At 65.4% G+C, this 13,977-nt stretch carries 14 protein-coding genes; 9 read left to right on the top strand and 5 right to left on the bottom strand.

Annotated features, from left to right (window positions below; genetic code table 11):
• Positions 1 to 13 precede the first annotated feature (13 nt).
• Positions 14 to 985 (top strand): prephenate dehydrogenase, encoded by a 972-nt coding sequence (locus tag AABD04_RS02105; protein ID WP_423228200.1) that lies wholly within the window; start codon positions 14 to 16, stop codon positions 983 to 985.
• Here AABD04_RS02105 and AABD04_RS02100 read toward each other — a convergent pair.
• Positions 958 to 1,473, bottom strand: a complete 516-nt coding sequence (locus AABD04_RS02100; protein ID WP_335741094.1) for a putative glycolipid-binding domain-containing protein — start codon at positions 1,471 to 1,473, stop codon at positions 958 to 960. The genes AABD04_RS02105 and AABD04_RS02100 overlap by 28 nt on opposite strands.
• Before the next feature lie 188 nt (positions 1,474 to 1,661).
• On the opposite strand from AABD04_RS02100, the gene AABD04_RS02095 reads away from it, so the two are divergent.
• Positions 1,662 to 2,003: a hypothetical protein gene (locus tag AABD04_RS02095; RefSeq protein ID WP_341440060.1), complete on the top strand. Its 342-nt coding sequence runs from the start codon at positions 1,662 to 1,664 to the stop codon at positions 2,001 to 2,003.
• On the opposite strand, the gene AABD04_RS02090 is transcribed toward AABD04_RS02095, so the two are convergent.
• Together AABD04_RS02090 and AABD04_RS02085 are read right to left on the bottom strand one after the other, a co-directional pair.
• Positions 2,000 to 3,823, bottom strand: coding sequence for an ABC transporter ATP-binding protein (locus tag AABD04_RS02090; RefSeq protein ID WP_341440059.1), 1,824 nt, complete (start codon positions 3,821 to 3,823; stop codon positions 2,000 to 2,002). The two genes, AABD04_RS02095 and AABD04_RS02090, sit on opposite strands and share 4 nt — an antisense overlap.
• Entirely contained in the window at positions 3,816 to 5,609 is a 1,794-nt protein-coding gene (locus AABD04_RS02085) for an ABC transporter ATP-binding protein (RefSeq protein ID WP_341440058.1), read from the bottom strand. Before AABD04_RS02085 ends, AABD04_RS02090 begins: the two co-directional genes overlap by 8 nt.
• Positions 5,610 to 5,864: 255 nt before the next feature.
• Here AABD04_RS02085 and AABD04_RS02080 point away from each other — a divergent pair, with 255 nt between their 5' ends.
• From AABD04_RS02080 to AABD04_RS02060, 5 genes are all read left to right on the top strand, one after another.
• A complete protein-coding gene (locus tag AABD04_RS02080; RefSeq protein ID WP_341442934.1) occupies positions 5,865 to 7,013 on the top strand; it encodes a DNA cytosine methyltransferase in 1,149 nt (382 codons plus the stop codon).
• On the top strand, positions 7,010 to 7,426 hold the full coding sequence (locus tag AABD04_RS02075; protein WP_341440057.1) for a very short patch repair endonuclease: 417 nt from the start codon (positions 7,010 to 7,012) through the stop codon (positions 7,424 to 7,426). The genes AABD04_RS02080 and AABD04_RS02075 overlap by 4 nt, the downstream gene beginning before the upstream one ends.
• A gap of 84 nt (positions 7,427 to 7,510) precedes the next feature.
• Positions 7,511 to 8,554: a hypothetical protein gene (locus AABD04_RS02070; RefSeq protein ID WP_341440056.1), complete on the top strand. Its 1,044-nt coding sequence runs from the start codon at positions 7,511 to 7,513 to the stop codon at positions 8,552 to 8,554.
• A 9-nt stretch (positions 8,555 to 8,563) separates the two neighbouring features.
• The gene (locus AABD04_RS02065; protein WP_341440055.1) at positions 8,564 to 9,253 is read left to right on the top strand and encodes a DUF998 domain-containing protein; all 690 of its coding nucleotides are present in this window, start codon (positions 8,564 to 8,566) and stop codon (positions 9,251 to 9,253) included.
• On the top strand, positions 9,229 to 9,714 hold the full coding sequence (locus AABD04_RS02060) for a GAF domain-containing protein (RefSeq protein WP_341440054.1): 486 nt from the start codon (positions 9,229 to 9,231) through the stop codon (positions 9,712 to 9,714). The genes AABD04_RS02065 and AABD04_RS02060 overlap by 25 nt, the downstream gene beginning before the upstream one ends.
• Here AABD04_RS02060 and AABD04_RS02055 read toward each other — a convergent pair.
• Entirely contained in the window at positions 9,711 to 11,360 is a 1,650-nt protein-coding gene (locus AABD04_RS02055; RefSeq protein WP_341440053.1) for a dihydroxyacetone kinase family protein, read from the bottom strand. The genes AABD04_RS02060 and AABD04_RS02055 overlap by 4 nt on opposite strands.
• Positions 11,361 to 11,425: 65 nt before the next feature.
• Between AABD04_RS02055 and AABD04_RS02050 the strand changes: the two genes are divergently transcribed.
• Positions 11,426 to 11,977: a YceI family protein gene (locus AABD04_RS02050; RefSeq protein ID WP_341440052.1), complete on the top strand. Its 552-nt coding sequence runs from the start codon at positions 11,426 to 11,428 to the stop codon at positions 11,975 to 11,977.
• Positions 11,978 to 12,015: 38 nt separating this feature from the next.
• Positions 12,016 to 12,744, top strand: a complete 729-nt coding sequence (locus tag AABD04_RS02045; RefSeq protein WP_341440051.1) for an SIMPL domain-containing protein — start codon at positions 12,016 to 12,018, stop codon at positions 12,742 to 12,744.
• 101 nt (positions 12,745 to 12,845) lie between these two features.
• On the opposite strand, the gene AABD04_RS02040 is transcribed toward AABD04_RS02045, so the two are convergent.
• A complete protein-coding gene (locus tag AABD04_RS02040) occupies positions 12,846 to 13,955 on the bottom strand; it encodes a CaiB/BaiF CoA transferase family protein (protein ID WP_341440050.1) in 1,110 nt (369 codons plus the stop codon).
• Positions 13,956 to 13,977 lie beyond the last annotated feature (22 nt).

Below are 13,977 nucleotides of genomic sequence, written 5' to 3'. Positions count from 1 at the left end.
CGACGGCACCCACCTGTGCCAATCTGATCGGGTGACTTCTTCCTCGGTGTGCGTTCTCGGTCTCGGACTGATCGGTGGGTCGATCCTGCGCGCAGCACACGATGCCGGCCGGCCGGTGTGGGGCTGGAACCGATCGGCCGACGCGATCGCCGGTGCTACAGCCGACGGCTACGACGTGGGTACCGACCTGAAAGCTGCTTTGACCAGGGCATCCGATCAAGATGCGCTGATCGTCGTCGCCGTCCCGATGCCTGCCGTGGACTCGGTTCTGGCTGCCATCGCCGAGCATGCGCCTGCCGCCCCGATCACCGACGTCGTCAGTGTGAAGGCCGAGGTCGCCGCCGCGGTGACTGCTCGCGGACTACAGGCTCGCTACGTCGGCGGGCATCCGATGGCAGGCACCAATCAGTCGGGGTGGTCGGCCACCGATCCGACGCTGTTCACCGACGCGGTGTGGGTGGTGTCCACCGACCGCGGAGTCGACGCCGACGTGTGGGTCCGGGTGGCCCAGCTCGCCCTCGACTGCGGTTCGGTGGTGGTTCCGGCCGAGAGCGTCGAGCACGATCGAGCCGTCGCCAGAATCTCGCACCTTCCGCATCTGCTGGCCGAGGCCCTGGCAATGGTGGGAGCGGCGGGCGGACCGCTGGCCCTGGGCCTGGCTGCGGGCTCCTTCAGGGACGGGACGAGGGTGGCGTCGTCGTCGCCGAATCTCGTCCGCGCGATGACCGAGGGCAACGCTGCCGCTCTGCGCACCGCGCTGGACGAGGCACTGGCCGCGCTCACTGCCGCGCGGGAAGAACTGGACGAAGGCTCGACGAAAACCCTGGTCGACGCCGGGAACGCAGCGCGCCTGCAGTACGAGCAGCATCAGCGCTTCGAGATCACCGACATCACCCCGGGCGAGCCGGGGTGGCGGGAAGAACTGCAGGACGCGGGTCGACGCGGTGGCGTCGTACGTCAGATCCGCTCGGCAAGTCCCGGGTAGTCGAGAACGAAGCCGTCGGCGTCGACCGTGACCGACGACGTGGAGACCGGTGAGATGACGTGGATGCCCTCGGAACCACTGCTGTAGGTCAAGGTTGCTTCTTGAATACTGAGGTCGAGCAGGTTCACGTACACCGTGGGCACCTCGAGGTCCTGGACCTGGGTGTGCAGACCGAATCGGCGGATCGGCAGTGTGTTGAAGAAGGGGCTGAGCACCATGTCGACGTCGAGCGCGCCGCTGTAGGTCGAGCGCTGGTGGCTGGCGCTGTTCTCGACCATCCAGTAGCCCTCGTCGTCGCGGCTGACGGAGGCCTGCCGGTCACCGGACGCCAGCGAGGTGCGGACCGAGAGCCGCTTGGTGACGCCGTATTCGTCGGTCACCAGGTCGTAGGACGCGCTGAAAGCGGGGTGATCGCTGCATGCGGCACCGATGATGCGTCCGGCAGCCTTGATGCGGTTGCCCGAGAGCTGGACCCGCACGGACTCCATGCGGGGAACGTCGTGCGCTCGCCACGTCAGGATCGACGGCCAGGTTTTCGCGTCTGTGGAGTCGGTCGCGGGGATGGATACATGCTCTGCACCCGATGCTTGAGTGATCACCCACCTACGGTAGGCGACGAGGCCCCCAGAAGATCAAGCGGACGTGCCTTTTCTCGCAGTTCATTAAGGTTGTGCCCGTGACGACAGAGAACACCGGCGGCGGGCAGTTCGATTTCGCGCACTCCGAGCAGGCCGCGAAGAGCCGACAGGACAAGGCGACAGCTCTGGCTCGCTACGTGTGGGATCGCGGCATCACGGGTGCCGAGCTGCTCGACCTCACCGACGCCGTCCGCAGAAAGCTGGCACGCGCCGCCGACCTGCACCCGCCGAGCACGATGGAAACGTGGACCATCGTGGCCGAGCTGCTCGACCGCAAAACCGCCTGGGCAGCCGAGCACCCGGGCCACGACGGTGCGACGCCCCAGCACGCGGACGAGAAGATCATGTGGGTCAAGCCGCCGATCACCCCGTGGACTTAGACGAGCGAGTCTTCCCACGCCTCGTGTAGATGCGCGAAGCGTCCCTCGCCCGCGATGAGATCCTCGGGCGTTCCGTCCTCGACGATGTCGCCGTCGGCCATGACCAGTACCCGATCCGCAATCGCCACCGTCGAGAGTCGGTGCGCGATGATCAGCGCCGTCCGCCCCTGCAGGATGGTCTCGAGCGCGCGCTGCACCAGCCGCTCGCTCGGGATGTCCAGACTCGACGTCGCCTCGTCCAGCACGATCACCGACGGTGCCGCGAGGAACACCCGCGCGAAGGCCACCAATTGCCTTTGGCCCGAGGACAATCGGCCACCGCGCTTGCGCACGTCGGTGTCGATTCCCTCCGGCAGCGAGGCGATGAACTCCGTCAGTCCGACGGCGTCCGCAGCTGCCTGCACCTCCGCATCGGTCGCGGTGGGACGTCCGAGTCGGATGTTGTCTGCCACCGATCCGGAGAACAGGAACGACTCCTGCGTCACCATCACGACGTTGCGACGCAGGTCCTCGTCACCGATCTCCCGCATGTCGACGCCGTCGAGGCGGACGGCTCCGGCCGTCGGATCGTAGAAGCGCGCCAACAACTTTCCCAGTGTCGACTTGCCTGCTCCGGTGGCTCCGACCATCGCGACCACCTGTCCGGCGGGTACGTGCAGCGAGAATTCCGGCAGCACGTCGCGTTCCGAACCGTAGGAGAAGTGGACGTCGTCGAACGTGATGTCGCCCTTCGCCGTTCCGATCGATACCGGGTTCTTCGGGGCAACCACCGACGGTTCTTCCTCGAGTACCCCGGAGATCTTCTCCAGCGCAGCCGCGGCCGACTGGTAGGCGTTGAACACCATCGCCAGCTCGTCGAGTGGCCCGTAGAACCGGCGTAGATACAGCACGTAGGCCGCGAGAACACCGATGTCCATGTGGCCGTTGATCACTCGCCAGCTACCGAACACCAGAATGATCGCGAGCGTGACGTTGCCGATCCACCGCACGATGCCGGTGTAGCTCGCCATCCCGCGCAGCGCTGCGGTGGTGGCGTCCCGATACTCCGAATCCTCGGTGTTCAGAATGGCATCGTTGCGGCCCTCGCGCCGGAACACCTGCACCGCGCGGATGCCGCCCATGGACTCGACGAAGTGCACCACGACGCGTGCGATCGCCACCCGTGTTCGACGGTATCCCTGGCGTTGTCGCCGCTGCGACCATCGCGTGACGAGCACCAGCGGAACGAATCCGGCCAGCACGATCATCGCCATCGGTACGTCGAGGTACACCAGGATGATCGCGATCGACACCATCGACAGGATGGCTGTCAGGGCGTCGTTGAGCGCGCTCTCGAGCAGTGTCTGCAGAGATTCGACATCACTGGTCAGTCGCGAGATCAGCCGTCCCGAGGTGTAGTTCTCGTGGAAAGACAGGCTCAGCTTCTGGGCGTGGTCGAACACCCGTCCGCGCAGGTCGTAGAGGATGTTCTGGCTCAGCCGACCCGAGACGGTGAGAAATGCGTAGGTGGTGAACATCCCGAGCAGACCGAAGCCGGTGTAGCCGCCGACCGCCCACAGCATGGGACCCCAATCACCCTGTCCCGCAGCGCCGACGCCGTTGTCCAGTGCATAGGCGATGAACAGCGGACCGGCAACGTACGTGATGTTGTCGACCAGAATGATCAGGAAGGACAGCAGGGCCTGCTTCTTGTACGGGCGCACCAGCGAGGCGAGCAACCGACGAGAACGTCCGGCCAGCACCAGGTTTCCGGTGGCGTCGACCTCGGTCTCCTCGCCGCCGACGCCACGCCAATCCGCAACTGCGGTCTGCTCAGCCATGGACCGACCCCATCACCTCGCGGTACCGCGGCGACGACGCCAGCAGTCCCTCGTGTGTTCCCTGCTCCACGATTGTTCCGTTCTCGAGATAGAGCACTCGGTCGGCCAACGCTGCGGTCGACGGCCGGTGTGCCACCAGCACTGTCGTCGAGTGCGCCAACACGCGCCGCAATTCCTTCTGCACCTCTGCTTCGGTGTCCACGTCGAGCGCGGACAGCGGGTCGTCGAGCACCAATACCCGAGGCTTGCCCAGCACCGCCCGCGCCAGCGCGAGCCGCTGCCGCTGCCCGCCGGACAGACTCATGCCCTGCTCACCGATGCGAGTGGCCAGACCCCAGGGCAGCTGCTCGACGAAATCCGTTGCGTGCGCGATCTCCAAGGCCTCGGCGATCTCGGCATCGGATGCGCCGGGCGAACCGAGCGCGATGTTCTCGCGCGCACTGGCCGAGAACAACACCGGATCCTCGAACGCCACCGTGACGATCGAGCGGAGATCGGCCAACCGCATCGAGGCCACGTCGATGCCGTCGATGGTGATGGATCCCTCGGTGGCGTCGAACAGACGGGGTACGAGGTTCGTCAGCGCAGTCTTTCCACTGCCGGTATTGCCGACGAGTGCGACGGTCTCCCCCGGCTCGACAACGAAGCTGACGCCGGTGAGCAGCGGCGAGGACGCGTCGGGAAAGGTGAAACCGACGCGATCGAATTGCACTCGGCCACGGATTCTTTCGGGCAATTCGACGGGGTCGACCGGATCGGTCACGGTCTCGGGAGTGTCCATGATTTCCCAGTAGCGATCTGCTGCCGTGCGTGCATTGTTCAGCTCGGCCAGCAGGTAGCCGAACGATTCGATGGGCCACAGCAGGAAGGCCACGATGGCGATCGCCGCGACCAACGTGCCGACCGTCATCGTGCCCTGCACGATCGAGTACGTCCCCACGGCCAGAATCGCGCCGATGGTGATCGGTTGCAGCCCGACGATGACGGCCCAGATGATCGCGAGGTAGCGCACCTTCTTCAGCTCGGTCCCGCGCAGAGTACGAGCCTGCCGCAGAAACTGCTTGCCCAGGTGCGCACTTCGCCCGAAAGCCTTGAGGACGCGAATACCCTGGATGGATTCCTCGACCGTCGTCGTGACGTCGCCCGCCTGATCCTGAGCCTCACGGGCCACCACGCGATACAGCGTCTCGAACTTTGTGCAGGCGATCAGCAGCGGTATCGACGTCACCAGCATGATCAGCCCCAATTGCCAGGACTGCACCAGCAATACGCCGATGCCCACCACGAGCGTCACCGAGTTGATGATGATGAACGGACCGATGAAGGCCATGAACCGCCGCAGCGAACCGAGATCTGCGATGGCACGCGAGAGCAGCTGACCCGATTCCCAGCCCTCGTGAGCCGAGACCGAGAGTCGCTGCAGCTTGTCGAATACCGTTGCGCGCGCAGATATCTCGAATTGGCTCGACGGGCGGGAGACCAGGTAGCGGCGAACCCAGATACCGACTGCGTCGATGGTGCCGAGTAGCAGGACGAACGCCGCGGGCCACCAGACGGCAGAGAAATTGCGGTCGGTGATGGGGCCGTCGATGACGCGTTGCATCACCAGCGGAATCACCAGACCGGTCATGGTCGCGATCAACGAGACCACTATGGAGCCGATGTAGAACCACTTGTACGGCAGCAGAAACGGCGCGAAACGACGCAGTGAGCTGGGCGGCTTCGCGGTGTCCGGGTACGACTGATCGAGGGTTCGGGTTTCGGGATCGAGCACACCCGTAGACACAGGTTCTTCTCCTTATTGCTGTGCTCGCATGATTTCATTGCACAGGCTCAGTTTCCAACCGATTTTTCGGCCCTCGCATTCCAGTGTGAAACCTCGAGCACGGTCGAGGTCAAGCGCGACTACCGTCGATGTCCACAATTTGTGCCCGCCCACGGCATCCCGCTTCCGGGCACAAATAGTGGACACTCAGCGCACCGACTCTCGAGTACCGTAGGACCGTCGGGCGAGAGAAGGGCACACGTGAGCGCACGGTCGATGGTCGGGTTGTTCGCGGGGATCGGCGGGCTCGAGCTGGGGTTGGCCGACGCGGGGTGGACGACGCAGTTGCTGTGCGAGATCGATCCCGGTGCCGGAGCCGTCCTACGAGCGCGGATGCCCGAGATACCCCTGCACACCGACGTCACCACGCTCCGAAGCCTGCCCGCCGACACCGAACTCGTCGCCGCGGGCTTCCCGTGTCAGGACCTCTCCCAGGCCGGCCGCACGGCAGGTATCACCGGTGCCCGTTCCGGGTTGGTGGACGAGGTGTTTCGGCTGGTCTCGCGTCGACGCGGTCCGCGGTGGCTGCTGATGGAGAACGTGCCCTTCATGCTGCAGCTCGGCCGCGGGGCCGCCATGCGACACATCACAGATGCGCTGGAGGACCTCGGCTACATGTGGGCCTACCGCGTCGTCGACGCCCGTGCGTTCGGTTTGCCGCAGCGTCGGCAGCGGGTGGTGATGCTGGCCTCGCGCACCGACGATCCGCGCGAGGTGCTGTTCTCGCAGGATGCAGGCCCGCTGCCCGACGGCGATCCGAGCACCCAGCCGTGCGGCTTCTACTGGACCGAGGGCGTTCGCGGCCTGGGCTGGGCCGTCAATGCGGTCCCGACGCTCAAGGGCGGATCCTCGCTGGGCATCGCCAGTCCCCCGGCCGTTCGGCTGCCGTCCGGGGAGATCGTCACTCCCGGCATCATCGGGGCCGAGCGACTGCAGGGCTTCGATCCCGAGTGGACACTGCCCGCCGTCCAGCAGCCGGGCGTCCGCAGTGGGCATCGGTGGAAGCTCGTCGGCAACGCCGTCAGTGTGCGGATGGCGTCATGGGCGGCGAGAGCACTCGACGATCCCAAGCCGTACGACGCCTCGAACGATCTGGCTCTTCTTCCCGGGCAGGCCTGGCCGACAGCGGCGTGGGGCCGTGATCGCACCAGCTACCGGGTCGCCGTGTCGACCATGCCGGTGCACGAGCCCTACGAGGATCTGATCGGCTTTCTGGACGACTCGAAACTGCTGTCGGCACGCGCGACGGCTGGCTTCCTCAAGCGCGCCCGAGCCGGCAGCCTGCGTTTCGCCCCAGGGTTTCTCGACGACCTCGACGCCCACCTCGAGCGCATGGGCGGGTACGCCGATCGGGTTCCGGTGTGAGCGCAGACCGGCCCGCCACCGACGCCAGAACCAGTGCGCGACTGAGCAAGCAGAAACGCCGCGACACCAAACCCGAGGTGGCGCTGCGGCGAGCGCTGCACCGACGAGGCCTGCGCTATTTCGTCGATCGCGCTCCGCTGAAGGGCATGCGGCGTCGGGCAGATCTGGTCTTTCCCAAACGCAAGGTCGCGGTCTACGTCGACGGCTGTTTCTGGCACAGCTGCCCGGTGCACGCCACCAAACCCCGCAACAACGCGCAGTGGTGGGCCGACAAATTGGCGGCCAACGTCGCACGCGATCGCGACACCGACAGGCGATTGATCGACGAGGGCTGGCGCGTCGTACGAATCTGGGAACACGAGGACCCCGCCGAGGCAGCCGACCGCGTGGTCGACGAACTTGCCGCAGAATAGTTCGGCTCCACTCCCGCTTGAAACCATTTCGAGCCCCCGCGCGTCCAACCCCATGATCGGTTGATTCGAGTTCGGGGGAAAACGGTGCGTAGAAATTGGTTGCTCGCGGCTGTAGCGCTGGCGATGTCCGTAACGACGAGTGGATGCGCGGTGGTCCTGCTGGGCAACGCGTCCTCGGCGGGCGGTTCTTCGCCGCAGAACCGGTACGGGTTCGAGATGTCCGAGGCGGACCAATACCTCACGGATTCGGCAGAATTCGTGCGCAGCCTCGACCCCTGCGGCTTTCTCACCGAAGACGATCTCGCCGCCTTGGGCACAGTGGTGCAGCTGCGGCCCGACGGCGAGTTGAGCACGTGCACAGCCGAGCTGATCACCGGGCAGTCGACGGTCACCGACTCCGTCACGATCAATCTCGACGCATACGCACCCGACCCCGACGATCCGGACATCGAGGAGGTCACGATCGGCGGCCAGCAGGTGTACGTGAACGACCTTTCGACCTCCTCGTGCAACATCACCTTCCCGCTGCGCGAGGTGTTCGACGGTGCCGACTCGGGGATCATGGACGGCTTCCGCACCAAGTCCGGTCGCAGCTACGCCCGCATCGAGGTCTATCGCCCCTACGAGGATGCGTGCCCCTCGGCGACACCATTCGCGCAGTCAGCCCTCGGTCTACTGGACGACCCCCCGCTCCGTGCCGACTCCAAGTACAACCTTCCCCTCGCCACCAAAGATCCGTGCGGAGTCCTCGAGCACCTGCCCGCCACGTGGACGGTGGACCGGTGGAGTCCTGATGCGGATCCATACGGGTGCACCTTCACGGCATCCTCGGCATCGCTGGACGAAAACCTCGTCATGCTCGACGTATCGCTCGAATATGTCTCCGGCGACACTCGCGCCGAAGACCCCGATACCGTCCGGCAGGGCGATTACTCCGTCTACACGCGCGAACTGGCTTCGACCTGTATCGCAGACATCGAGGTGGGCAACCCCGTACTCGGCATGCCCGAGACAGACGACTCCGCCGCGCGCGACGCCCGCACGGTGCCCACAGTGTCCGTCATGGCGGACGGCTGCGACTCCGCGGTCGCACTGGCGGTGGCAGCTGCCGATGTGCTCACTGGCTAGCCTTGGTCGGTGCGTTCGAGATCCGAAGGCGTGGATATCCGCCGCAGAGTGGTGGCGATCTGCTCGATCCTCGCCGGACTGCTGTATTCCGCGTGGGTGGCCGAGTTCTTCCTCGACACCGGTCTCGACCCAGCCACGTCGTTCCTCAGCCAACTCGACGCCCGCGATCAGCCGTACCGCGAATTCTTCTCCACCGCAGACGTCGTCACGGGTTCGCTGATTATTCTCGCCGCGGTTCTCGGCTTCCTGGCAACCCCGCGTCGACGGCTTTTCGTCACCGGCTGGGTGGCGTCGGGCACCTTCGGTATCGCCACCATCGCCGACGCGAAACTCCCCCTCGAGTGTGTGGCGGCCGACGATCCGAGTTGCCCGATCGAGCCGAGCGGATTGTTTCCGCAACTTCATCATCTGCACGCACTCACCAGCTCCGTCGCAGTGTTCGCGATCTTCACGGTCATGATCGCGTTCACGCTCGCCGCGTTCCGCTATGGGGTCTATCCCCTGCTTCGGACGCTCGGTGTCGCAGTACTGGCTGTCACGACGCTGGCCACCGCATGGCTACTGATCGCCGACAATCTGCCCGGTAACCACGGCCTCGGCATCGCGCAACGGGTTCAGGTGGGCGGCATGTCGGCGTATCTGGTGGTGCTGGGGTGTGCGCTTAGACTCGGCGCATGTCTTTCACCGCGACCGAACTGACCGGTTCCAAGGTAGAGCAGTACGAGCAGCTCACCGAGCAGGCCCGTGGCCTCGTATACGAGGAATCGAACCTGATCGCCAACGCAGCCAATCTCTCTGCGCTGGTGTATCACGCTCTGCCCGAGGTCAATTGGGTCGGCTTCTACCTGTACGACGGCACCGAACTGGTGGTCGGGCCGTTTCAGGGTCAGCCCGCCTGCGTGCGCATCGCTCTGGACAAGGGCGTCTGTGGCGCGGCGGCGAGCACCCGCGAAACACAACGAGTCGCCGACGTCCATGCCTTCCCCGGCCACATTGCGTGCGACGCCGACACTCGCTCCGAGGTGGTCGTACCGCTGTACCAGGGCGAGACCCTGATCGGGGTGTTCGACCTGGACAGCCCCGTGCCGGACCGCTTCGACGCCGACGATCAGGCCGGCCTCGAAGCGATCGCCGCGGTGTTCGTCAACTCGCTCGGCTAGAGGGCACCTGCTGCGGCCTCGAAGAACCAGGCCAAGACCAGCGCACCCGGATCCACGACGCCTCGCGCGGCCTCACCGACATAGCTGGCGCGGCCGCGGTTGGCGGTGATGTCCTTCGTCGATTCGGCTCCGGCCTTCGCGGCGTCGGCTGCATTCTGCAGGGTGCCGCCGTCCTTCTCGAGCGCATCGACGGCAGGGGCGATGGCGTCGACCATCGTCTTGTCGCCCACCCGGGCTCCACCGAGTTCGGTGATGCTGTCGAGCCCGGCACGGGCGGCCTTTCCGACAGCCGCGAGATCGGGCTCGGATTCCAGCATCGTCCGATAGAACTGGCGGAACCAGATGCCGAACAGCGCGCCCGACGTGCCGCCCGCGTGCCCCAGGTAGGCCTCGCTCACTGCCTCGAATACCGTTGCTGCCGAGTAGTTTTCCTTGACAGCGTCCAGATCGAGTTGTTCGAGGGCGGCCACCATGTTGGTTCCGAAGTCACCGTCGCCGGCCTTCCGGTCCAAGTCGGTCAGAGCAGGCTCTTCGTCCAGCACGCGCTGGGCCCACGTTCCGATCCACGTCGACACGAACGCCGATACGGCCCCGGTGTCGGAGGGCTCGAACGTGGGTCCGAATCCGCCGCGTTCGGCCACCGGTTTCGCGCCACGACTGTGAGCGTTGGGCCAGCCGGGTGCGTCGGTGGGCGCGTCCCAGAGTTCGAGCATCTCGTCGTCCGCACGCACGAGGGTGATCGAGGCACCGCCCATGTTCAATGCGGTGACGAAACTGCCGACGAGCGAGCGGGCTATCTCGATCCCTTTGCCGTGCAGGTACTCCGAGAGTTCGCCGAACAACAGGTGCAGCTCCAACGGGTGCGTTGCCCCGAGCCCGTTGACGACCGCGACTACCGAGTCGCCCGAGTCCAAGCCGAGGGACTCGACGACGGGATCGGTCAGTTTCGCAACGATCTCCTGGGCGGGCAGGCGGGGCACCCGATCCGTTCCACGCTCCCCGTGGATTCCGATGCCCAGTTCGATGTCCTCCGAGGCCAAGTCGAACGACGGTCCGTCGGCACCCGGCAGCGTCGGCGGGTTCAGTGCGACCGCCATGCTGCGTGCGTTCTCCGCTGTTCGACGCCCAAGCGCGACTATCGCCTGCAGGCTGTCTCCGCGTTCTGCCGCTGCGCCGCAGACCTTTTCGACAACGATGGTCGCTGCGGTGCCGCGTCGACCGGGTCCGTCCTCACTCTCGCTGGCCACGTCGTCGTCGACGAGAACGACGTCCGCGACGATGCCATCCTCCTGCAACAACTCTCGGGCGATGCTGAAGTTCATCACATCGCCGGTGTAGTTCTTGACGATATGCACTACCCCGCCGCCGGCGTCCACGGCCTTGGATGCCTCGTGCACCTGGAGGGCGTTGGGTGAGGTGAACACCAAGCCCGGGCATGCGCCGGTCAGCATGCCGCGACCGATGAATCCAGCGTGCAGTGGCTCGTGGCCGGACCCGCCACCGGACAGCAGGGCGACCTGACCGTCGGAGATGCGGTAGCGCCGGGTCAGAAATCCGGGGTCGGCATGCCAGGTGACGTCGTCGGTGGCGGCGACGAAGCCGCGGAGGGCGTCGGCGACGAATGTTCGAGGGGAATTGGAGAACATGACTCCACCCTAACCACCTGCGCCGCGTGCCTTCGTCGGTTCTGCGAGACGGATACAGTCGGGGCATGACTACCGAGACCTGGACGCTCGACGCATCGGACGGCGGGCAGCTGGCTGTTCGGACGGATGTCACCGGAAGGGCATCCAAGATGGGCCATCGTCTGACGATTGCGGTGACATCCTGGACTGCGACAGTCGAGTGGTCCGGGGACGCACCTGCCGCGGTGTCCCTGACAGCCGAGGTCGGCTCACTCGAGGTGATCCACGGCGAGGGCGGACTGACACCCCTGATCGGGCCGGAGAAGATCGTGGCAAAAGGCAACGCGCTCAAGACCTTCGATGCCGATCGATATCCAACCATTCGATTCCAGTCGTCGGAAGTTACTTCTGCCGACTCCGGGTTTCGACTGGTCGGTACGGCCGAAATACACGGTGTCTCGAGGGAGATCGCGGTGGATGTGACCGCCTCCGACCTCGGCGATCGATGGCACATCGAGTCCGAAACCACTGTGCGGCAATCTGATTACAAGATCAGGCCGTATTCGCAGATGTTCGGAGCCATGAAAGTGGTGGACGAGGTGATCGTGACGTTCGACGCCGAGTATCGCAAGCCCTGAGCCTTTTCAATTCACCTGCAATGGTGGACACTACGGCGGTGAGTCGAAATCGTTGGATGACCGGATCATGCGTATCAGCCCTGGCGCTGGCCGCAGCCCTGACCGCGGGTTGCAGCAGTCCAGCGACCACGTCCCCGGACGGACCTCCCGGAGTGAACGTCAACGGCGTGGGAGAAGTCCAGGGAGCGCCGGATACGTTGACCACCCAGATCGGCGTTCAGGCCACGGCCGAGGACGTCACCGCCGCCATCGAACAGGCCAATACTGCGGTCGCCGAGGTGACCGACGCGGTGATTGCCGCCGGCGTCGCGCGCGAGGACATTCAGACGCAGCAGGTGTCGATCGATCCGCAGTACTCCGGCGCGCTGCCGGGCGGCACCTCGGACATCTCCGGATATCAGGCCACCAACACCCTGCAGGTCACGGTGCGTGACTTGTCGACGGCATCCACAGTCCTGGGCGACGCCACCTCGGCCGGCGGCAACGCGACCCGGATCTCGGGGGTCTCCTTCGAGATCGACGACGATTCCGAGCTGATCACCGATGCTCGGTCCAGAGCCTTCGCCGACGCCCGCGACCGGGCCGAGCAGTACGCGACGCTCGCAGGCGGCGAACTCGGTGACGTTCTGTCGATCACCGAGTCGATCACCGGCCAGGAGCAACCGACGAGCTTTCGCGACTCCGCTTCGTTCGACATGGCAGTGCCCATCGAACCGGGACAGCAGACCGTCAGCGTGTCCGTCCAGGTGAAGTGGGCGTTGAACTAGCGGAGTGAGTTGCTGCCGCTGCAACGGTTGCTCCACTGAAGAGGTTGCAGACGGGGATCCGCCGACTCACGTCCCGGAGTGGAGCGAAAGTTGCAGGTCGACTATCCGGCTTGCGGTGGCGGCAAGCGATAGTTCACCGGCGTCGCCGAGAAGTCCAGAGGATTACGGACGCCGTCGGACGCGGCTCCCGGAACCTGGACCCGCGGTTCGAGCCCCAGCGATTCCGCGAACGCGAACGCCTCCTCGATGGAATTGACCGGCCCTGCGGGAACGTTGCGGGCCATCAGTTCTCGATACCATTCGTCGGCGGTACGCGTCTGCAACGCCGAGTTCAGGGTGTCGACCAGCAGATCTCGATGTTCGACGCGCGCCGAATTGGACGAGAAACGGTGATCCGCAGCCATATCCGGGGTACCCAGCACTTCGACCAATGCCTGGAACTGCCGATCGTTTCCCACCGCCAGCGCCAGCGGGCGATCGGCAGTCTCGAACACTTCGTACGGCACGAGCGAGGGATGCTTGTTACCCATCGGCACGGGCACGACGCCTGCTCCGAGATAGGCCGCCGACTGGTTGCTCAACGCGGACAGCACCGACGCCATCAGCGAGGTATGTACCTGCTGGCCCGCACCGGTGTTCGTTCGATGATGCAGTGCGGCAAGGATTCCGCTGAGCGCGTGGAGTCCGGTGACGATGTCGACCATCGCCACACCCACTTTCGTGGGAGACGAGGCATCGGAACCAGTGACGCTCATCAACCCGCCGACCGCCTGGACCACCAGGTCGTATCCCGGCAGCGCTGCACCTCCACCGGTACCGAATCCGGTGATCGAGCAGTAGATCAGACCGGGGTTCGTGTGCGAGAGCGTCGAGTAACCCAGCCCCAGCCGGTCCATCGCACCGGCTCGGAAGTTCTCGATCAGGATGTCCGCGCCCGCGACGATCTCACGTGCCTCGGCGCAGCCGGCCTCGGACTGCAGGTCGATGACACGCGAGGTCTTGTTGCGGTTGACGGAGTTGAAATACGTTGCTGTACCGGCGGAGTCGTACGGCGGACCCCACGAACGGGTGTCGTCGCCGGTGCCGGGCCGCTCGATCTTGATGACCTCGGCACCCATGTCGCCGAGCATCATCGTCGCGTACGGGCCTGCGAGTACGCGCGAGAAATCCGCGACGACGAGCCCTTCGAGTGGACCGGTGGCATTCGTCATCGGTCCACTGTATTGCGCGACA

The organism is Rhodococcoides navarretei (assembly GCF_038069675.1).
GTDB lineage: Bacteria > Actinomycetota > Actinomycetes > Mycobacteriales > Mycobacteriaceae > Rhodococcoides > Rhodococcoides navarretei.
The sequence above is the reverse complement of the archived record's forward strand: the minus strand, read 5'-3'. Positions and strand labels throughout refer to the sequence as shown.